At 62.3% G+C, this 18,741-nt stretch carries 19 protein-coding genes, 1 tRNA gene, 1 pseudogene and 1 riboswitch; of the genes and pseudogenes, 8 read left to right on the top strand and 13 right to left on the bottom strand.

Annotated elements, in window-relative coordinates; all coding sequences use genetic code 11:
* Nucleotides 1-3: 3 nt before the first annotated feature.
* From N8H74_RS04000 to N8H74_RS03980, 5 genes and pseudogenes are all read right to left on the bottom strand, one after another.
* A pseudogene (locus N8H74_RS04000) lies at nt 4-2,037 on the bottom strand (LTA synthase family protein).
* Between the two features lie 22 nt (nt 2,038-2,059).
* Nucleotides 2,060-2,671, bottom strand: a complete 612-nt coding sequence (locus N8H74_RS03995; protein ID WP_262146312.1) for a hypothetical protein — start codon at nt 2,669-2,671, stop codon at nt 2,060-2,062.
* Nucleotides 2,671-3,966, bottom strand: coding sequence for a sialidase family protein (locus N8H74_RS03990; protein WP_262146311.1), 1,296 nt, complete (start codon nt 3,964-3,966; stop codon nt 2,671-2,673). The genes N8H74_RS03995 and N8H74_RS03990 overlap by 1 nt, the downstream gene beginning before the upstream one ends.
* Before the next feature lie 51 nt (nt 3,967-4,017).
* Entirely contained in the window at nt 4,018-4,563 is a 546-nt protein-coding gene (locus N8H74_RS03985) for a cytochrome b/b6 domain-containing protein (protein ID WP_262146310.1), read from the bottom strand.
* Nucleotides 4,563-4,829, bottom strand: coding sequence for a PepSY domain-containing protein (locus N8H74_RS03980; protein WP_217829659.1), 267 nt, complete (start codon nt 4,827-4,829; stop codon nt 4,563-4,565). The genes N8H74_RS03985 and N8H74_RS03980 overlap by 1 nt, the downstream gene beginning before the upstream one ends.
* Before the next feature lie 167 nt (nt 4,830-4,996).
* On the opposite strand from N8H74_RS03980, the gene N8H74_RS03975 reads away from it, so the two are divergent.
* The 4 genes from N8H74_RS03975 to N8H74_RS03960 all read left to right on the top strand — a co-directional run bounded on the left by N8H74_RS03975 (nt 4,997) and on the right by N8H74_RS03960 (nt 8,915).
* Nucleotides 4,997-5,659: a response regulator gene (locus N8H74_RS03975; RefSeq protein ID WP_217829658.1), complete on the top strand. Its 663-nt coding sequence runs from the start codon at nt 4,997-4,999 to the stop codon at nt 5,657-5,659.
* Entirely contained in the window at nt 5,656-7,035 is a 1,380-nt protein-coding gene (locus N8H74_RS03970) for an ATP-binding protein (RefSeq protein WP_262146309.1), read from the top strand. Before N8H74_RS03975 ends, N8H74_RS03970 begins: the two co-directional genes overlap by 4 nt.
* 47 nt (nt 7,036-7,082) lie before the next feature.
* A riboswitch (yybP-ykoY riboswitch) is annotated at nt 7,083-7,252 on the top strand.
* Nucleotides 7,253-7,260: 8 nt separating this feature from the next.
* On the top strand, nt 7,261-7,824 hold the full coding sequence (gene mntP, locus N8H74_RS03965) for a manganese efflux pump MntP (RefSeq protein ID WP_262146308.1): 564 nt from the start codon (nt 7,261-7,263) through the stop codon (nt 7,822-7,824).
* A 164-nt stretch (nt 7,825-7,988) separates the two neighbouring features.
* Nucleotides 7,989-8,915, top strand: coding sequence for an AraC family transcriptional regulator (locus N8H74_RS03960; protein ID WP_262146307.1), 927 nt, complete (start codon nt 7,989-7,991; stop codon nt 8,913-8,915).
* A 42-nt stretch (nt 8,916-8,957) separates the two neighbouring features.
* Here N8H74_RS03960 and N8H74_RS03955 read toward each other — a convergent pair whose 3' ends face one another.
* Nucleotides 8,958-10,880 carry a tyrosine-protein phosphatase gene (locus tag N8H74_RS03955; protein ID WP_262146306.1) on the bottom strand — a complete coding sequence of 641 codons (1,923 nt, stop codon included), beginning with the start codon at nt 10,878-10,880 and terminating at the stop codon, nt 8,958-8,960.
* A gap of 207 nt (nt 10,881-11,087) precedes the next feature.
* On the opposite strand from N8H74_RS03955, the gene N8H74_RS03950 reads away from it, so the two are divergent.
* Nucleotides 11,088-11,315, top strand: coding sequence for a hypothetical protein (locus tag N8H74_RS03950; RefSeq protein ID WP_262146304.1), 228 nt, complete (start codon nt 11,088-11,090; stop codon nt 11,313-11,315).
* Nucleotides 11,316-11,512: 197 nt separating this feature from the next.
* Nucleotides 11,513-11,587, top strand: a tRNA-Gln gene (locus N8H74_RS03945).
* Between the two features lie 58 nt (nt 11,588-11,645).
* On the opposite strand, the gene N8H74_RS03940 is transcribed toward N8H74_RS03945, so the two are convergent.
* The 3 genes from N8H74_RS03940 to N8H74_RS03930 form a co-directional block, all read right to left on the bottom strand.
* Nucleotides 11,646-12,026: a DUF1801 domain-containing protein gene (locus N8H74_RS03940; protein ID WP_217829653.1), complete on the bottom strand. Its 381-nt coding sequence runs from the start codon at nt 12,024-12,026 to the stop codon at nt 11,646-11,648.
* Nucleotides 12,027-12,196: 170 nt separating this feature from the next.
* Nucleotides 12,197-12,535 (bottom strand): hypothetical protein, encoded by a 339-nt coding sequence (locus N8H74_RS03935; RefSeq protein WP_217829652.1) that lies wholly within the window; start codon nt 12,533-12,535, stop codon nt 12,197-12,199.
* An 83-nt stretch (nt 12,536-12,618) separates the two neighbouring features.
* Nucleotides 12,619-13,263 (bottom strand): ATPase, encoded by a 645-nt coding sequence (locus tag N8H74_RS03930; protein WP_262146303.1) that lies wholly within the window; start codon nt 13,261-13,263, stop codon nt 12,619-12,621.
* Between the two features lie 162 nt (nt 13,264-13,425).
* Between N8H74_RS03930 and N8H74_RS03925 the strand changes: the two genes are divergently transcribed.
* Together N8H74_RS03925 and N8H74_RS03920 are read left to right on the top strand one after the other, a co-directional pair.
* Nucleotides 13,426-13,659, top strand: a complete 234-nt coding sequence (locus tag N8H74_RS03925) for a hypothetical protein (protein ID WP_217829650.1) — start codon at nt 13,426-13,428, stop codon at nt 13,657-13,659.
* Nucleotides 13,660-13,748: 89 nt separating this feature from the next.
* Nucleotides 13,749-14,780, top strand: coding sequence for an NAD(P)-dependent alcohol dehydrogenase (locus N8H74_RS03920; protein ID WP_262146301.1), 1,032 nt, complete (start codon nt 13,749-13,751; stop codon nt 14,778-14,780).
* Nucleotides 14,781-14,850: 70 nt separating this feature from the next.
* On the opposite strand, the gene N8H74_RS03915 is transcribed toward N8H74_RS03920, so the two are convergent.
* The 4 genes from N8H74_RS03915 to N8H74_RS03900 are packed head-to-tail and all read right to left on the bottom strand — an operon-like array spanning nt 14,851 to nt 18,683.
* On the bottom strand, nt 14,851-15,615 hold the full coding sequence (locus tag N8H74_RS03915) for an ABC transporter permease (RefSeq protein WP_217829648.1): 765 nt from the start codon (nt 15,613-15,615) through the stop codon (nt 14,851-14,853).
* Entirely contained in the window at nt 15,615-16,814 is a 1,200-nt protein-coding gene (locus tag N8H74_RS03910; RefSeq protein ID WP_262146300.1) for an ABC transporter substrate-binding protein, read from the bottom strand. The genes N8H74_RS03915 and N8H74_RS03910 overlap by 1 nt, the downstream gene beginning before the upstream one ends.
* The gene (locus tag N8H74_RS03905; RefSeq protein ID WP_262146298.1) at nt 16,780-17,616 is read right to left on the bottom strand and encodes an ABC transporter ATP-binding protein; all 837 of its coding nucleotides are present in this window, start codon (nt 17,614-17,616) and stop codon (nt 16,780-16,782) included. The genes N8H74_RS03910 and N8H74_RS03905 overlap by 35 nt, the downstream gene beginning before the upstream one ends.
* Nucleotides 17,613-18,683: an acyl-CoA dehydrogenase family protein gene (locus N8H74_RS03900; protein WP_262146297.1), complete on the bottom strand. Its 1,071-nt coding sequence runs from the start codon at nt 18,681-18,683 to the stop codon at nt 17,613-17,615. The genes N8H74_RS03905 and N8H74_RS03900 overlap by 4 nt, the downstream gene beginning before the upstream one ends.
* Between the last annotated feature and the right edge of the window lie 58 nt (nt 18,684-18,741).

Below are 18,741 nucleotides of genomic sequence, written 5' to 3'. Positions count from 1 at the left end.
CGCTCAGCGCACGTTGCGGTAGAGCATCAGCCGTGCGCTTTCGTGCAGGCCTCGGGTGAGTTCGGTCAGGCGCCGAAACTCCTCGGGGTGCTGCCCGGCGACGTTTTCCAGCGGCGTGTTCGACTTCAAATCGTGCAAGGTCGGCGCGCTGCCGTCGTGCTGCATTTGCAGCAGGTAATCGCGGGTCACTCCGCCGATCACCGGGAAGGTGCCTTCGCGCAGCACCAGCGGCACCACCCGTTCACCCTCAGCAGACGGTTGCTGAATGTCACGTCCCATCGCGCCGTTGCTGAACGGGATACCCGCGATGCCGGCCACCGTCGGCAGTAAATCAGCCAGCCCGGTCGCCTCGTCGAACACCCGGGGTTCAAGCAGGCCTGGCGCGTGAATCAGCAGCGGCACATGGTTGCTTTCCAGCCCCAGTTGCTCGAACGCCGGGGGCATGTGCGGGATGCGGCTGATGCGCGTGTTGTGATCGCCGAAGAACACAAAAATCGTGTTGTCGTAATAACCGCCAGCCTTGGCCAGCTCCATCAGCCGACCGATGTTGAAGTCCAGCAGACGTACCGCGTTGTATTGCTCGACGCTGCGCGATCCGGCGCTCTGCACCTGTTCGAGAGGCAGAGCGCTGACTTCGAAACCATCGTTGTCCCTGGGAATGGTAAACGGTCGGTGGTTGCCCGAGGTTTGTACGTAGGCGAAGAAGGGTCGGTCTTGCGGCAGCTCACGCAGAATCCGGTCGCCCTCCTTGAACAGATCCAGATCGGAGATTCCCCACACGTCCACCAGCGGCGAACGCCAGTCGCTTTCCTGATACAGGCGCACCCCATCGATGCTTTGCTGGATCAACGCATTGATATTGGCCCACCCGGCATTGCCACCGATCATGTACAGCTTCTGATAGTCGCTGAAGGCGTTGATCAGCGTGTGCTGACGGGTAATCAGCGGATGGCGGGTCGCGGTTTCCTGGCGGGTCACGTCCGGTACGCCAGTGATGCTCGCCCACACGGTTTTAGCGGTGCCGGTGACGGGCACATAGAAGTGCTTGAAGAACCAGCTCTGGGTCGCCAGGCGATCAAGATTCGGCGTCGGGTTCAGCGGATTGCCGTAGGCGCCCACGGCGCTGGCACCAAGGGATTCGAGCATGACAAACATCACGTTCGGCGCCCGCCCGGCCGCAACCCGATAGGGCTGCACCCCTTGCTGACGGTCGAAGTTCAAGGCCTGCGGGTCAGGCTGATCCACTCCCAGATAGCGCGATACCACCGGGTAATGCGCCCGTACCTGCGCTTCATCGAACTGCGCTTGTCCGGCCTTGAGGGTGTCGTAGAAAAACAGTACCGGGTTGAGCCCCGGTGCGGCGACCTGCGCATTGCCGGAAAAGAACGCATCGCTCCAGCGCAGGGGCACCGGGTTTTCCAGGTTGAGGTTTTCCACCCGTCCAAGAAGGGCCAGCAGCACAGCAACCATTGTTGCTCCGGTGCCCAATGCCAGCGAAGTACGGCGAATCTGCCGAGGTTTTTGCGCCAGCGTCAGCCGTTCCAGGCGCAAGAACCCCAGGAACCACAGCATCACGCCGGCCAGTCAGCCGAGAGCGATCCACAGCACCGGGTACGTTTCCCAGACCATTTGCCATGAGATCTGCGCATCCTCCAGATAGCGCAACACCGTGGCATTGATCCGCACACCGAGGTAGGCGTAATGGCCGAAATCGATGACGTACACCAGACCGATCAGCCCCAACACCAGCAGCCAGTAGGCCCTTGCCACCTTGCGCAGCAGCGCCACACGGGTGAGGTTCCAGCGCGGCAGCCAGGCCAGCAGCGCCAATGGCAACATCAGCAAGATTGCCAGACGCAAGTCGAAACGCAGGCCGATGCCCAGCGTTTCCAGCCACTGCGGATCAGCAAAAAGCCGTCCGGCTTCGATCCCGGAAAACCCGAGCACAAACCCCAGCCTGAGCAGCGCCAGCAGCGCGAACAACAGGCCTGCCGCACCCACGCCGTAGCGTAGGCGACGCGATTGCAACCACCCCATCGTTTACCTCGATGTCATTCGTTCAGATTGAAGGCGTCGCCGCTGTTGATGGGCGACGCAGCCGCTGCCACAGCGCTTTGGCGGCAAGCATGATTGCGGCGATCAGGCAGTACCCCGCCAGCAGCGGATCGATCAGGTAATCCCAATAGTTTTCCGATGCTTTGAGGCGCAGGGCGAACGCCAGTGTGGCGAGGGCCAGCATCGCCACCGCCAAGCCATTGCGCAGCCACAGCAGAACCAGCGCCGCCAGCCCCGTCAGGACAATCATCGGGCGCGGATTGAAACCCCAGCGGTAAGGGTCGAAATAGGTCAGGCCCAAGGTCGCCGGATACAGCGATAGCGCCAGACCGGCAAACTGGAGCAGCACCTGAAGGCGTGCAGGCCGCTGCAATGGCTGTACGACACCCAGACGCGACAGACTGGCCCAACCGAGAAACACCAGCGTCGTGATCGCCAGATCATCGGTATAGCTGCGCACATATGCCGCCAGCGGCAGACCGTTGAGTGGAACAAAGCTTGTCACTGCCAGCAGGGGTAACAGCCACGGACGCCAGCCATGGGTGGCACGCAATGAGCCCAGCAGAACAAAACCGAGCAGGATGAACGTCAAATGGGCTTGCCAGAGAAACAGCATCACAGGCGCTCCGCCAGCCAGGCATCGTTGAAGCTGACATGTTTGATGAAGGTGTTGTTCCACGAATAAACCAGGTGATAAAGGCCATCGCTGCCACGGCTGAAATACGGGTACTCGTACTCGAACTCACAGCCTTCAGGCTTGCACACCCGGTAGTCCAGATTGCTCAGGAAACGCTGTTCCAGCGGCAGACGTTGCGCGCCGCTGGATGCACGAAAACCTTCGCCGATAATTGCCTTGTAGGCCTCAGGCGAGAATGGTTGACCGCGCGGGTCCGGTGACTGATCAAGCTCGATCACACTGCGCCAGTCGTTGAGACTAGCATCCGTGCCGTACAGGCTGAGCTTGAAGCGCCCGTCGCGCAGGTCATTGAGCGCCACCAGCAAACCGTCATCAGCGGTGCCCACCGCCGCCAGCGACGAGTTGGGGTTGGACGGTTCCAGCGGATACGGTTCGCTCCAGGTCTGGCCGGCGTCGTCGGTGCGGCTGGCCAGGACCCGATGATGGGTGTCACCGGCATAGCGCAGCATCGCCACCGCGCGGCGCTCGTCGAGCGGGACGATGGTCGGCTGCAACGAATGCTTGCCCCGACTGATGCGGAATTTGTCGATCACCTCGCCATCCGCGCTCAGATACAGGTACTCGGCAAACTTGCCCATGAACTCGTGATACACCGGCAGGCCAATCGAGCCATCGGCATGGAACACCGGCGCCGCGCGCACCAGCGTGCTGATATTGAAGAACGGCGACGTGACCAGTTGACGCGACGCCGACCAGTTGCGCCCCAGGTCATCGGAAACCATCACGTTGATCGCGCTGGTGGCCCAACCGCCCACGGACACCGAGACATAGAACATCCACAGACGCTGATCCGGTGCCAGGGCAATCACCGGATTGCCCAATTTGCGGATGTAGCGCCCCGTGCCGGCGATCGTCGATTCGCGGGTCGCCAGCACTTGCTCGGCGCCCCACTCGGCCGCCCTCGCGTTGAAACGTGCGGTGCGGATCTGCACGTCGGCGGCGCCTTCACGCGAGCCGGCGAACCACACAGCCATCAGGTCACCGCCGGGCAACGCCGTGACCGATGACGAATGAACGAAATCATCCAGTTCGGATGACACGAAACGACTGCTGTAGGTCGGCTCGGCAACGGCCACCGATGCCGGCACGTCGGGAGTAGCGTCGGCGAAAGGCGCCAGCACATGCGCGGGATGACTGCGCCACGCCGCGAAAAAAATCAGGCTGACGGCAAGCGCCACGATAAGAAATTTCAAGCGAAAGGACAGCGCACGCATAAAAGGCTCACGGCAGATTCAGGATGAAAAGGCATCAAAAAAACCTCCGTGTCAGCGCTGCGGATCGTCCGGTAAACGCCGCCGGCGTCCCGTGAGCATCGACAACGGCAGGTTGTCGCGCACCTGGAAACTCTCGAACAGCGCTGCCGCGATGTGAATCGCGACCATCACCAGCAAGGCGTCGGCAGCGGTTTCGTGTACTTGCAGCGGCCAGTCGGCCCCCCACAAGGCATCGACTTCTTCCATGGCCCAGCCGCTCAGACCGGTGGTCAGCATCGCCAACAGCATGAGGATCATCACCAGCGCACCGATCGGCGAATGCCCGAGACGGCGCTCCGGACGCCGCTCAAGCAGCGACCGAACATGGGCTGCCAGTCTCGCGCGCGTCGGCCAGAAGTCCGACCAGCGCGCGCTGGCCGGACCGATGAATCCCCACACCAGCCGCACCAGCAGCCAGCCCATGGCGTAGTAACCCAGCCAGACATGCCAGTCGTCGCCCGCTTCATTAAAGAAGTAATTGCCAACGAAGACGCCGGCGATGGACAAGTGGAACAGCCGCACTACGGGGTCCCACAGGCGCAGGGATTGGCCTGGCATCAGCCCTTGATCTCGGTCTTGACTGCTTTACCGCTGACCGGGTCGTGATAGATCTCGACCTTGCGCTTGTCCTTGTCGAAGCCGTAGATCTCGTAGCAATTGCCATCGGTGACTTTGAATTTACTGATTTCATAACCCTGGCTTTTCAGTTGTTCCTGAAAGGCCTTCTGGTCTTGCCATTGCGAACGCTCGGCAGTGGTGCATTGCGGGCCGGCGATGGCCAGCGGGCTGGCGACGATCAGGGACAACAGCAGTAGCTTGCGCATGGAAACACTCTCACGGGACGGGAAAGCTCCACTGTGCGAAAGCAACCTTAGTGAAACCTTAGTTGGCAACGCGCCGTTACATCTTTACCGATGTCAGAACTGCCATGACGCCCGTGCGGACGGCATGATTGCGCCGTCACGCCATCGGTAACCTTGCGAGCACCACCATGCGCCTACTTCTGGTCGAAGATGACCTCGCCCTCATCCAGGGCATCCGCGTTGCCCTGAGCAACGAGGGTTACACCCTCGACTGGCTGCAGGACGGCGCCAGCGCCTTGCACGCCCTGCGCAGCGAGAGCTTCGACCTGTTGCTGCTGGATCTCGGCCTGCCGAAGCTCGATGGCCTGACGCTGCTGCAACAGTTGCGCAGCAGCCAGCAGGATCTGCCGGTGCTGATCCTCACCGCCCGCGACGGCACCGCCGAACGCATCGCCGGGCTGGATGCCGGAGCCGACGACTACCTGATCAAACCGTTCGATGTCGACGAACTCAAGGCCCGTATCCGTGCCTTGTTGCGGCGCAGCCAGGGGCGTGCGCAACCGGTGCTGGAACATGCCGGCGTCTGCCTCGACCCCGTCAGCCAGCAGGTCACGTGGCGAGGAAACGACGTGGTGATGACGCCGATGGAGTATCAGCTGCTCCATCAATTGATGGTCCGCCCCGGCAAGGTCGTCACCCGCGAACGTCTGTCCCGCACGCTGTACGGCTGGCAGGAACGGGTCGAGAGCAACACGCTGGAGGTACTGATCCATAATCTGCGTAAAAAGCTCTGCGCCGAACTGATCCGCACCGTACGCGGCGTCGGCTACGTCGTGGAACTCAAACCATGATGTCCATACGTGCGCGGATTCTGGTGCCGGTGCTGATTCTGGTGTTGATCGGCGATGTGCTGATTTCATGGCTGGTGGTGCGTTACAGCCACCACGAAATCGAAGAGATCTACGACGCCCAACTGGCGCAGAGTGCGCGCCTGCTGCAAGGCGTGCTGGCCCAGCGCGATCCCGACGATAACGACTGGGATCGCCTGCATCGCGCCTTCGATGAGGCCATGAGCCGGATGGACGATGGCGAGGCGTTACATCCCTACGAGACGCGTTTGACCTTTCAGGTCTGGCGCAACGACGGCCAGTTGCTGGTGCGCTCGGCTGAGGCGCCGCTGCTCGATCAACCGCCGGCCACCCTCGGCTCCCACGACCTGATGGAAAACGGTCGAGACTGGTGCGCATTTCTGCTCAAGGATACGCAACAAGGGTTGCTGATCTGGGTCGGCGAACGGGATGACATCCGGCAGGATCTGATCCAGCGCATCGTCGGCCACACACTGTGGCCAAGCCTGATCGGCGTGCCGTTGCTGGCGACGTTGATCTGGCTGACCATCGGCTGGGGCTTGCAACCGTTGCGGGTCATGGCCCAGTCAATCCGGGGTCGCGACACCGACACCCTCAAGCCGTTGCACCTGAGTCCTCTGCCTAACGATCTCGAACCGATGCAAACCGCGCTCAACCGCCTGTTGCAGCAGATCGATGACCTGCTGGCACGGGAGCGGCGTTTTATCGCCGATGCGGCCCACGAGCTGCGCACACCGCTGGCGATCCTGCGCATCCATGCACAGAACGCGCAACTGGCCACCAGTGCGCAGCAACAGGCCGAGGCGCTGGAGTTTCTGGTCAGCGCCGTGGATCGCGCCACGCGCATCGCCAGTCAGTTGCTGACCATGGCCCGCATCGAACCGCGCCTGGCGGCGGCGGAAAAAATCCGCGTCGAGCTGACCGCGCTGGTGCGCGAAGAACTTGCCGAGTTAACGCCGCTGGCCTTGGCAAAAAACGTCGATCTGATCCTCGACAGCGACCATCACTGCCCCGTCGAAACCGATCCGGTGGCCCTCGCCATCGCCTTGCAGAATCTGGTAACCAACGCGCTCAACTTCGCGCCGTCCGGCAGCGAAGTCCGGGTTCAGGTCGCCCCCCACCCCTGCGGCGCCGCATGCATCAGCGTCGAAGACGCAGGTCCGGGTATCGACGAACAGGACTACGCGCGGTTGTTCGAGCGCTTCTACAGCCAGGGCCATGCCAATGGTGCAGGCCTGGGATTGGCGATCGTGCAGATGATCGTCAACAAGCTCGGCAGCACGCTGCAACTCTACAACCGCCCCCAGGGCGGACTGTGTGCCGAACTGCGGATCAATGCGGGCCCGGCCGTGGGCTGATCGATTAAGCGAATTTGACGAATTTTTCATCCTGACCCGTCTATGATGCCGGCCTCGTTGGGGAGTAGCCTGTTTCCGAGTCCTTCGGAAGCGTTCGTATCAACATTCTCGGCAACACGCCGTGGTACGAACACCTTTTGGTTGGTGAGACCGACGACACATCCATGCCTGAGGTCGGGCGTGTGGTTGTGTCGTTGACTCATAGCCCGACCGGAAGTCTTGCCCGTGAATCCTGTTTCCCTGATCTTCCTCGCCCTGGCCATGTCCACGGACGCCTTCGCTGCCGCCATCGGCAAAGGCTCCAGCCTGAACAAACCACGCCTCACCGAAGCACTGCGCACCGGTCTGATCTTCGGTGTCATCGAAGCCATCACCCCGATCATGGGCTGGCTGATCGGCCAGGCTGCCACCCGCTGGGTGGAAAACTGGGATCACTGGATCGCCTTCACTCTGCTGTTGGTGCTGGGCCTGCACATGATCTACAACGGCCTGAAGCAGGATGAGCAGGAAGAAGAAAAACCCGGTCAGCATTCATTCCTGGTGTTGGCGATTACCGCTGTCGCCACCAGCATCGACGCCCTCGCCGTCGGGGTGGGACTGGCCTTCGTCGACGTGAACATCTGGGTGGCAGCAGCGGCCATCGGCCTGGCGACCATGACCATGGTCACTGTCGGCGTGATGCTCGGCCGAGTTCTCGGCACCCTGGTCGGCAAGCGTGCTGAAATCGTCGGTGGCGTGGTGCTGATGATCGTCGGGGCGACGATTCTGTACGAGCATCTGTCGGCCTGATACCGACCGCCCGCGAACACTGGCAGGCGCGCCGGGCTGCCAGTCACGAATCTGTCATTTCTGCCTGCTAACGTCCCGGCGTTTGTCCGACCCGCACATAGCCAAGGCGACCTCAGGTGTACTCAGGCACGACGCGACAGCACATCATCCTCAGATCCAATGACATGAACCGCGACGACTTCGGCGCCCTGTTCTCCAAAATGTTCGGCAACCGCTACGGCGACTCTCCGCCACCGCCCAAGGACATCGTCATTGGCGGCGTGTATGGCCGCTACGAAGACGTGAGTTTCCGGCGCATGCACTATCGCGGCGATTTCGCCGTCGAATTTCCGCTGCCGTTCGATGAAGTGACGTTTGTCATTCCCAGCGCCGGCAAAATCCTCTTCAACCACGCCACCGAATCGCTGGGCACGACGCAGGTCGGGCTGGCCGTTGACAAGGCCGAACTGCGTTCGATGCGTTTCATCGACGATCACGCCCATCGCGGCATGTCGATTGGCCGCCGGGTTCTCACCGAGCGCCTGTCGACGCTGCTCGGCAGGCCGATCCTGCAAAAGCTGCAGTTCGAACCCAAGGTCAATCTCGACAGCGCGGCGTGCCAGGGCATCCGTGCGCTGATCGACCTGGCGACCGGCACCGAGTTCGACCTGCTGATGAGCGCTGGCACCCTGCTGCCGTCACGCCTGCGCGAGATGCTGGTGGATGCGGTGCTGGAAGCCTGGCCGCACAATTTCAGCGAAGCGTTGCGCCATCCACAGCCGATGATTGCGCCCCGACATGTGAAACAGGCGATCGAATACATCCAGGCGCATCCGCAGCATCTGGTCAGCGGCACGGATCTGGCGCAATTGAGCAACGTCAGTCTGCGCGCCTTGCAGGACGGGTTTCGGCGGTTTACGGGGACTTCGATTGTCGCGTATCAGCGGCAGGTACGGCTGGCGCGTGCCCGTGAGGCATTGGCGCTAGGCACGGTGTCCTCGGTGAGCGAGGTGGCGCTGCAATACGGGTTCAGCAATGTCGGCAGGTTTTGTCAGTATTTTCAGCGTGCTTACGGCGTCAGTCCGGCAGATGTCCGCAAAGGACTGCGTTGAAACGGTGGCGAAGAACCTTGCTTCCTCGCCACCGCTGGCCGGTCAGAACAGGTAGCTGGCCTTGAGGCTGCCAGCAAAGCCATGGCTGTCATCGCCCCCACTGGCACCGACTTCGGCCCCCACGCTCAGCGGGCCAAGATTGGCCATGACATTCACCGCGCCACTGAACTGGTCGCGGTTATCGAACGCCGCGCGCTGTTCGATATCCAGCCCCAGCAGATGGCCTTCACTGTCGACCTCATGGTCTCCCAGCACATGCTCGTAACCGACGCGAACGCCAGGCACCAGTTGCCAGGCCCCCATCGTCACCGGTGCGAATGACGCATTCAGATCGGCGACGGCACTGCGACGGGTTTGCTGCAGGTCATCGACATCGAGCGCCAGTTCGCTGCCCTTTTCCTTGAAACCGGCCAGGTCCACGCGGCTGATCCGCATACCGAGGCGCGGTTCAAGGGTCACGCCATCGACCGGCAAACGGTAACCCAGCGCCAGCGTTGCGCCGGTCAGGTTGCCGTGGCTGTTGCCCTTGGCAGAACCCAGGCCACCGCCGAGGTCGCGCTTGCTGTCGTAGTCGATGTAACCGGCGCTGGCATCGGCGTCGACAAACAGTCCGCGCTCCAGCCCATTGGGGGCAAAACGTGCGCCCAGCGCGAGGAAGGTGTAATCGGTATCCGCCTCGCCACCGGCCCCGCCGACGCTGCCCTTGCTGTAGCCGAAACCGCCATGGGCGCTGAGTTGCTCGCTGAAACGCCGGGTGACGCCAACCATCATGCCCTGGCTGTGTTCATTGCTGCTGGCGGCGTGGGACGAACCGTCGGTGCTCAGATAACCGGCGAGCGCCGTCGTCCAGAGGCGATATTGGCCGACCTTAAGGTCAGTGCCGCTGGCGTAGGGCGCGGCGGCCTGCTCGATCATCGCGTCCTGACGCAGCAGGTAACTCGCCGCATCGGCGTGCACCTGACCGCCGACCGTGGACTCGACGCCTCCCAGGCTACCGCCGTCGATCGCCGATTGCAGGTAGTAGTTGTAGGCGCTGTAGGTGCCCGACAGGTCGCTGTTCTGCAACTGCTGCAACAACTGCGCGCCGGCAGCGGCGTTGCCGACCAGACCCGCCTGGCCGGGCAGGCTGTTGTACTCGACCATTTTGCCGCGCAGCACGTAAAGGGTTTCCTGGGACAATCCCAGTCCTTGCTTGAGGTAGTTGTCCATGCTGCCGTATTGCGCGGTGACCTGATCCAGGCCCGCTTGCAGGTAACTGGCCTCGACACCCAGCAACGGCAGATAAACCGTCGCCATGCTCGGCGGCAATGCCTTCAAGGTCGCGGCCACACGGGCGGCGGTGTAATCGTTGGTCGCCAGGTAGTTGCTCATGATGGTCGCGCTGTCGACCCCGGCGATGCTCTGCAACACGGCAGCGGTCCAGCCGGTGCGATCCTTGCCGGCGGTGCAATGGAACAGCGCCGCGCCATCGACCCCGGCCAGTTCATTGAACAGCACGCTGAATTGACTGCGCATGCCGGCATCGCTGACGAACGCGCGATTGGTCTGCTGCATCATCGCAATAGCATCGGCGGCGCTTTTGAACGAAACGGTGGTGATGTTGGCGCCGGACGTGGTGCTGCCGATGATGTCGATGTTCTGGTAGGTCGCGCCGCTGATCAGGGTATCGGGGGTGGCCGCGATTTCGCTGGGCGTGCGCAGGTCGTAGATGGCCTTGATGCCCAGACCGTTGAGGGTCGTCAGGTCCGAGGCGGTCGGCGTCAACGCATTGGAGCGATAGAACACCCCGGCGCGCATGATGCCGTCGTGAGCCGTGGCGTAGGCGGTGGTGGTGCCGGCGATGTCGCGAAAGTTGTCGATCCCGGTCAGGCGCGGGGTATTGAGGGCGGTGGAATCGTCGGCGGCCTGGGCGGCGGCGATGGACAGGCTCAGGACGGACAGCGAACACAGAAGACGTTGAAACACGATGCAGCCTCATTGAAAACGCGTTGGGCTGATCACTATCGGCAATGAAAAAATACCGATTGTGACAAGTTGCCTCGCGAATCAAATGCCTGCGCGATCGGTCCGTGAAGTGCGCTTTCTGTCCTCAAGGCCGGGGCGGCCGGTAAAAAACTCGAACTCGCGTTCTGCCGCTGCATCCAACGTTTAAACCCTACGGAGGACAGCACCATGAACAACGACGACCGCTCATCCACCGCCCCGTCCAATGCTCCGCCCACCGACACCTCGGGTAAACCGGTGAATGTCGTGGAACGGGACCTGACGGACCCGGATCGCGCTACCGAAGCCGTGGACGAGGTCATCACGCCCTCTTCCACCCGCGCCAAGGAACAGGACGCCGAAGCGTTGCAACGCAAGGTCGACGAGATCGAGCGCAAGGTGGCGGACGGCAATTGAGGGTGGTCCGCTTGCAGGTTTTGCGTCGGGTTTGCCGGAGCAAATCGGCGGCAAAACCTGCATTTCGGCCGGTTCGGAAAATAAGTAGCTGTTTTCCATGAAATTTATTTGCCTTCGGGGGTTCCCAGACGCCTCGAATGTTGGTAAATTTCCGCCCGTTCTTGCAGCAGACCCTTCGGGACTGCGGCAAAAGCTTCAGGGGCGTCGCCAAGCGGTAAGGCAGCAGGTTTTGATCCTGCCATGCGTTGGTTCGAATCCAGCCGCCCCTGCCATTTTCTCTATTTCCTCCCTCCGCAAAATCCTCCAGATCACTTGTTCAAGTGGTCAGATTCATTTCTTTTTATTCAACTCAATTGCCGCACGTACCAGCGTTTTCAACGCCTGGGCATCGATGCTGTCGCCTTCGTGAAAATCAATCGCGCGCCGGGTATTGCCTTCGAGGCTGGCGTTGAACAGTTTCGACGGATCTTTCAGCGCGGCCCCCTTGGCGAATGTCATCTTCACCGCCGACTTGTAAGTCTCCCCCGTGCAGATGATTCCGTGCCGTGACCAGACCGGTACGCCCCGCCACTTCCATTCCTCGACCACCTCGGCATCCGCCCCATGGATGATCGCCCGGATCTCGGCCAGCATTTGGCCGCGCCAGTCGCCCAGCTCCTTGATTCTGGCGTCGATCAGCGCCGAAGCCGGACCTTGCTGCTCTTCACTCATGATGTTCGTGCTCCCTTGCTTGCGGGTTCGTAACCCCACCAGCGTAGCTGCCGATCCGGCGCTCGCTTGCCCATGAAAAACGCCAGGCAAAAAAAAGCCCCGCATGGCGCGGGGCAAAAAATTGGTTGGTTGCGGCCAACCAAAGGAGCATCTTCAAAAACGTTCAGCGGTTACAGGCATTCCTGGGCGGCACGTTCAAAACTCGAAGGCATGAAGCTCGAGGCCAGCAAGTGGCGCTCGTACAAGAACACCTTGCCACCATCCTGGGCCTTGTAAGCCTCCAGTACGTTGTCCGCCGCGACTTTGCTCGGCACTACGATGCGGTAGCTGCGCTGGGTCTGGGACACCGTCGGATTCAGCGAACTGCCCTGCAGTTTCGGCACCACGCATTCGGCGTACTGCGCAGGCGTCTTGTGGGTTTGCAGGGTCAGCGTCGGGTCGTTCGGTGCCGAAGCACACCCCGTCAGCAAAGCGGCAAACGCCAGGGCGGGAACAAAAAAAGCACGCATGGATAAAATCCTGAAAATAAAGGTTCGGTTCTCAGCGACGTTCGGCGTCACGGGCGCTTTCGTCGCTGTTTTGAGTCATGCCATCAGCCAGCGGTCACCAGAGCCTTGAGCGAATCGTCGAACTGCTTCAAGGCACTCAGTTGCAGATCACGTTGTTGCTCGATCTGCGCGGCGATCTCCGGCGCTGCCTTGTTGTGAACCCACACCGACGGCATCTGCTTCTCGACCGCCCCTTCGGCCTTGCCGATGTATTGCAGGCCGGCATCGTAGAAGCGCGCGGCGAAGCGTGCTTCTACCTGGCTGTTGCGCTGGGTCAGCAAGCGGTTGTGGGTGTCGAGCATCACCACCAGATCAGGTTTGGCCTGCACCAGTTCATCGAGACTGGCGTAGACCGTCACCGAGAGAAATTGCTGTTGCAGCGAACGGGTCAGCCAGTCGATCGCCAGTTCCGGGTCGGAGCTGCTGACGAAGGCCTCGCGAATCCGCGCATCGAGCGCATCTTTCGCACCGTTCACTGCCACATCGTGGTAGCGCTCAAGGTATTGCAGGTCGTCCAGCGTGTTTTCGCTGTACAGCACACCGACCGTTTGCGAGTGCGCAAGCCCGGCGCTGCTGCCGGCGATGGGTAGAAAGTGGCACGACTGGGTGTCGTCTGCGTAAGCCGGTGCAATCGTTGCAACCCCGCCCATCAGCAGGGCGACTACAGCCAGTCGGGTCAATCTGTTCATCGCGCAAATTCCTTGAGCAGCGTTTCGATGGAGGCGATTTTCCGCTCATCGGCGCCAAAGCAGAACTTGCGTTTGGTGATGGTCACTATTACTTGAAGCGATAGTTCAACCCCGTGCAGACTGCGACACACTCAATACAACGAAAAAAACCGAGGATGACTTGTGCGAACCTTTGATCTGATCCGCGATGCCGTATTGCCCGAGTTCCGCGAGCGCGTCGCCGACTATCTGGTGGAATACGAAACCGTACTGATCCAGAAAGACACCGACGCCGAACGCGTGCGCGATACCGCCAATCAGTTGCGTGGCTATCTGCGTGGGTTGAACACCACCCGCGTGCTGGGCATGGCGCTCTGGGAGGAACTGGATCGGCGCATCGTCGAAAACTGGCTGTAGCGATTACTCGATGACCCGCTAGACTCTCCACGCTGCGTCCGCGGCGCCAGGGCTGCCAGGCCCCGGTCTCCTGATCCGGAGGTGTCCCTATGAGCAACAGCACCGAACCCTCGACCTTCACCGGCTGGGCCGCCACAGCAGCCGGCGCGCCGCTGGAGCGCTACAGCTACGATCCCGGCCCGCTGGGAGACGAGGAAGTCGAAGTCGCCGTGGAATATTGCGGCGTCTGCCATTCCGATCAGTCGCTGATCGACAACGACTGGGGCATCAGCCAGTACCCGTTCATCCCCGGCCATGAAGTGGTGGGCAGCATCGTGCGCATCGGCCCGCAGGCGCGCGGACTCAAGGTCGGCCAGCGGGTCGGCATCGGCTGGTACAAGGGCAGTTGCATGCATTGTTCTTCGTGCATGGGCGGTTCCCATCACCTGTGCACCACGGTGCAACCGACGATCATTGGCAGCAACGGCGGCTTCGCCGATCACGTGCGTGCGCACTGGGCCTGGGCAACGCCGATTCCCGACGGTCTGGACCCGGCGAAGGCCGGCCCGCTGTTCTGCGCGGGCTCCACGGTGTTCAATCCGCTGGTGCAGTTCGGCATCAAACCAACCGACCGGGTCGGTGTGGTCGGCATCGGCGGGCTGGGGCATCTGGCCTTGCGTTTCCTCAACGCCTGGGGCTGTGAAGTCACCGCCTTCACCTCGTCATTGAGCAAGCAAGAGGAAGCCAAACGCCTCGGTGCGCATAACGTGGTCGCCTCCACCGACAGCGATGCGCTGAAACGCATTGCCGGCACCCTGGACTTCCTGCTGGTGACGGCCAACGCCAACCTCGACTGGACGGCAATGCTCGCCACCCTGCGCGGCAAGGGCCGCCTGCACTTTGTCGGCGTGGTGCCCGATGCCATTCCGGTGCATGTGTTCAATTTGATTCCGCAGCAGAAAAGCCTGTCCGCCTCACCGGTTGGCTCGCCCGGCACCACGGCGACCATGCTGGAGTTCTGCGCCCGGCATCAAATTCTGCCGCAGGTCGAGGAATTCCCGATGAGCCGGGTCAACGAAGCCGTGGATCACCTGCGCAGCGGCAAGGCGCGGTATCGGATTGTGTTGAACGCCAGTAAATAAGCATTCGGCGCGAGGTTTGGAAGCCTCGCGCCGTTTTTGCATCGATGACCGCAACTTTATCTGCAACCGTTCAGGCCGGTGCCCAGCGCCGATGCAGCCCACGCGCCAGCGCATCGAGAGCGAATCCCAGCACGCCGATCAACAGCACCATCGCCATCAACTCCGAGTACGCGAGGCGATCCCGCGTATCGAGGATGAAATAGCCCAGCCCCGCGCTGACGCCGAGCATTTCGCACGGCACCAGCACAATCCACAGAATGCCGATGGACAGCCGCACGCCGGTCAGCACATGGCCGACCACGCCGGGCAGGATGACTTTGCGCAGGGTTTCCCAGCGGGTCGCGCTGAGGCTGCGGCTCAATTGCAGCCAGCGTGGATCGAGTTGTCGCACGCCGGCCGCGGTGTTGAGCAGGATCGGCCAGATCGCGGCGAAGGTCAGCAGGAAGTAGATCGGTTGATCGCCAACGCCCATCAGCATCACCACCACCGGCATCCACGACAGCGGCGAAATCATCCGCAGAAACTGAAAGGCCGGAGTGGTTGCCGCTTCGAGGTGGCGGTAACTGCCGATCATCAGCCCCAGCGGCACGCCGATCAGCAACGCCAGCAGCAGACCGACGACGATTCGCTTCAGGCTGACCAGCACATGCTCGTACAACTCGGCACGACCGAGCAGTTCAATCAGACTCGTCAACGTGGCTTGCGGCGAAAAACGCGCCGCCAGCCCTTCGCCGCCACCGGCCAGATGCACGCCCAGCCCCCACAGCAGCAACAGGGCCAACAGCCCTGCTGCGCCCAGCGCGCCATGGACAAGCGTTGAGGTCGGTTTGCTCATCAGAGACTGAACTCCTCGCTGCGCTCAAAGCCTTCGGGCAGGCCGAACGCCTGCATGCCGCCGACCGCCGCGATTGCATTGCGCACGAAGCGGTCGTCCACCAGGTCCTGGGCGGCGTGTTGCGGATCGAGGTTGGCGAGAAAACCCTTGTCACCCTCGATCAGCGTGTCCTTGAGGCGCTTGACCAGTTCCTCGGTGTAGCTGGGGAACGGGTACGGCTGGAAGTCGATGCGCTGCTCGTCCCAATGGCTGTGCCGGATTGCGCCGCTCGCCACATATTGCTGACGATCCGCCGCAGCCGGCGCCAGCACCCGGTTCAACACGGTCTGGGCGTGCGGGGTGTAGCGATTGTCGCCGTCCTTGGACAGCAATTTCGCCGCCTCGGCGCGATTCTCACGGGTCCACACCTGGGCCTTGACGATGGCGTTGACCACTTTCTGCGACCACTCGGGGCGGTTGTTCAGATCCTGCTCGTGCATGAACACCACGCAGCAGGCGTGATTGCGCCAGACGTCGCCGGTAAAACGCTGCACCCGGCCGACCTTGAGTTCTTCGGCCAGGGCGTTGAACGGCTCGGCGACGATGTAGCCGGCAATCCGTTTGCTCGCCAGTGCCGGCGGCATGTCCGACGGTGGCAAGACCAGCAGATTGACCTCGTTCGCCGCCAGTGCGGCGCTGGCCGGTTTGCTCACCGGCTCCAGGCCGTGATCACGGAACAGTTGCTGCACCACCACGTTATGGATCGAGTACCAGAACGGAATCGCCACCGCTTGCCCGCCCAGTTGCTTGACGTCGGTGATGCCCGGCGCGACGGTCAGGCCCGAACCGCCGACATGGTTCCAGGCCACGACCTTGGCCGGCACCTTGCTGCCATAACGCGCCCAGACCGTCATCGGCGACAGCAGGTGAATCACGTTGACCTGCCCGGACAGAAACGCCTCGATCACTTGCGCCCAGCTGCGCAGCAGCACCGGACGCTCGGCCTGGATGCCCTCGGCTTCGAACAGCCCGTTGTTATGCGCCACCAACAGCGGCGTGGCGTCGGTGATCGGCAAATAGCCGATGCGCACCGGCGCATTCGGCTCCGACGCCGCCCGCGCGTTGAGGCTGTTGAGCAGCGGCAAGGCACCGCCAGCGGTCAGCAATGCGCTGAGTTTGAGGAAGTCACGACGTGTGTGAGTGAAGTCGTCCAGGCACATGGTCAATCTCCGACGGTTCGGGCAATGGTGGGGAAAGTGGATTGCGGCTCGCCCGCCGAAGGGTTTTGAGAATCTCGATACGCAGTGCGCCCAGTTCGTCCACCAGCTCCGCGCGAGGCTGAGGCAGGTCGACGCGCCACTCGCCGAGGATCCGCGCCGGGCTGTTACCCAGTAGCAGAATCCGCTCGGAGAGCAGCAGGGCTTCGTCAATGTCATGCGTGATCAACACCGCCGCGGTGTGGTGCTCGGCAATCAATTGCAGCAACAGCTGTTGCATGTCGGCACGGGTGATTTCATCCAGAGCGCCGAAGGGTTCATCGAGCAACAACACCTGCGGCTGCCGCGCCAGGCAACGGGCCAGCGCCGTGCGCTGGGCCATGCCGCCAGACAACTGCGCCGGGTGAAACTGCCGGGCGTGTTCGAGGCCGACCGCCGCGATGGCGTGGTCGACCCGGGCCTTGCGTTGCTCCGCGCTCAAGTGCGGCTGTCGGGCGAAGTCCAGGCCGAAGGCGACGTTCTTCTCCAGGGTCAGCCAGGGCAACAGGCTCGGATCCTGAAACGCCACCGCGACCCGAGGATGCGGGCCGGCCAGCGCCTCGCCATTGAGGCTGACGCTGCCCTGCCGGGGCGGTTGCAGGCCGGCCAACACCCGCAACAGACTGGATTTGCCAACGCCGCTGGGGCCGAGGATCGACACCACCTCCCCCGGCTGCAAGCGTAAATCGAATGCCTCCAGAACCGTGTGCCAACCCTCGGCACGCGGATAGCCAAGGCTGATGTCGCGGGCGTGCAACAGACTCATACCGCCGCTTCCTGCTTTTTCCGCTGCAGTTCGGCACGCAGTTGCACCAGGCTCGGCGTGACGATCGGCACGAACGCCGACTCGCGCCAGCGACGGGCAAAACCGCTGCCATGCTCACTCAGGTAGGCTTTGCCGCCACTGGCCTGAAGCTCCAGTTGCACAGCGTTCGCCGCCGATTCGGCGAGGGCGATGCGCACCTGGAAAAGCGCCGCCGGTTTCGCCAGGAATCGCCCGTCGAGCAGGCCTTGCTTGAGCGTATCCACGGCCTGCACCAACTGCTGACGCTGTTCGCGCAACGGTTCCAGCAAGATCGAGCGACCGTCCTGCAAATGACTTTCCACCTCCGCCAGCGCACGCCGCGCCAGACCGATCGCCATGCCGCACTGCAAGCCGAGAAACGCTGGCCGCACCGCCGGCAAAAACGTCCGCGCATCGTCATGCAGCAACCATTGGCGGTCGACCTGCACCTGAGCGAAATCGATGGCGGCGGTGTTGCTCGACTGCAAGCCCATCAATTGCAAATCCGCCGAACGATGCACGCCATTGGCGTCACCGGGAATCGCCAGGACAAACGGCGAACCGCCCTCCCCGCGTTCGATGGCGGCCGCGACCACAAAGCCGCTCTTGCGCAGATTGGTCACCCAATGCAGCCGCCCGCTCAGGCTCCAGCCGTTGGCTTCGGCCCGGGCGCGGACTTGCAGGGATTCGATCCCGGAGAGGAACTTCATCGCGTTCGACAAACCGGTCGCCCCGGCCAGCTCGCCGCTGAGCAGCGACGGCAGCAGGCGTTCGCGCAGGTCTGCGTTAGGGCTTTGCAGCAGGTACTCGATGAACGCCCGCTGACCCCAGAACACAAACGCGGCGGCCAACGAATGGCTGGCAACCTCGGCCAGCACTTCCACGGCGTCCGTGACGTTGCCGCCACTGCCGCCCAGGTGCGCATCGAAACCGATCCGCAAGACGTCGGCAGCGGCCAGTTGCGCGAGCACCTGCTGCGGATCGCTGTCACCCAGATCCAGTGCCTGGGCGTGGCTGTCCAGCCATTGACTCAATGCCGGATTGAGCATGTCGTGTCTCTCCTTGTCCGTGCGCAGCGTCAACCATAGACCACGCAGCTTGAATCGT

It is taken from the genome of Pseudomonas sp. B2M1-30 (assembly GCF_025447575.1).
GTDB lineage: Bacteria > Pseudomonadota > Gammaproteobacteria > Pseudomonadales > Pseudomonadaceae > Aquipseudomonas > Aquipseudomonas botevensis.
The sequence above is the reverse complement of the archived record's forward strand: the minus strand, read 5'-3'. Positions and strand labels throughout refer to the sequence as shown.

Coding starts and splice junctions, on each gene's coding strand:
- N8H74_RS03960 (WP_262146307.1), top strand. CDS start 7,989: ATGAACCGCGACGACTTCGGCGCCCTGTTCTCCAAAATGTTCGGCAAC.
- N8H74_RS03995 (WP_262146312.1), bottom strand. CDS start 2,671: ATGCTGTTTCTCTGGCAAGCCCATTTGACGTTCATCCTGCTCGGTTTT.
- N8H74_RS03990 (WP_262146311.1), bottom strand. CDS start 3,966: ATGCGTGCGCTGTCCTTTCGCTTGAAATTTCTTATCGTGGCGCTTGCC.
- N8H74_RS03930 (WP_262146303.1), bottom strand. CDS start 13,263: ATGAACAGATTGACCCGACTGGCTGTAGTCGCCCTGCTGATGGGCGGG.
- N8H74_RS03940 (WP_217829653.1), bottom strand. CDS start 12,026: ATGAGTGAAGAGCAGCAAGGTCCGGCTTCGGCGCTGATCGACGCCAGA.
- N8H74_RS03910 (WP_262146300.1), bottom strand. CDS start 16,814: ATGTGCCTGGACGACTTCACTCACACACGTCGTGACTTCCTCAAACTC.
- N8H74_RS03905 (WP_262146298.1), bottom strand. CDS start 17,616: ATGAGTCTGTTGCACGCCCGCGACATCAGCCTTGGCTATCCGCGTGCC.
- N8H74_RS03950 (WP_262146304.1), top strand. CDS start 11,088: ATGAACAACGACGACCGCTCATCCACCGCCCCGTCCAATGCTCCGCCC.
- N8H74_RS03935 (WP_217829652.1), bottom strand. CDS start 12,535: ATGCGTGCTTTTTTTGTTCCCGCCCTGGCGTTTGCCGCTTTGCTGACG.
- N8H74_RS03980 (WP_217829659.1), bottom strand. CDS start 4,829: ATGCGCAAGCTACTGCTGTTGTCCCTGATCGTCGCCAGCCCGCTGGCC.
- N8H74_RS03985 (WP_262146310.1), bottom strand. CDS start 4,563: ATGCCAGGCCAATCCCTGCGCCTGTGGGACCCCGTAGTGCGGCTGTTC.
- N8H74_RS03970 (WP_262146309.1), top strand. CDS start 5,656: ATGATGTCCATACGTGCGCGGATTCTGGTGCCGGTGCTGATTCTGGTG.
- N8H74_RS03900 (WP_262146297.1), bottom strand. CDS start 18,683: ATGCTCAATCCGGCATTGAGTCAATGGCTGGACAGCCACGCCCAGGCA.
- N8H74_RS03975 (WP_217829658.1), top strand. CDS start 4,997: ATGCGCCTACTTCTGGTCGAAGATGACCTCGCCCTCATCCAGGGCATC.
- N8H74_RS03920 (WP_262146301.1), top strand. CDS start 13,749: ATGAGCAACAGCACCGAACCCTCGACCTTCACCGGCTGGGCCGCCACA.
- N8H74_RS03915 (WP_217829648.1), bottom strand. CDS start 15,615: ATGAGCAAACCGACCTCAACGCTTGTCCATGGCGCGCTGGGCGCAGCA.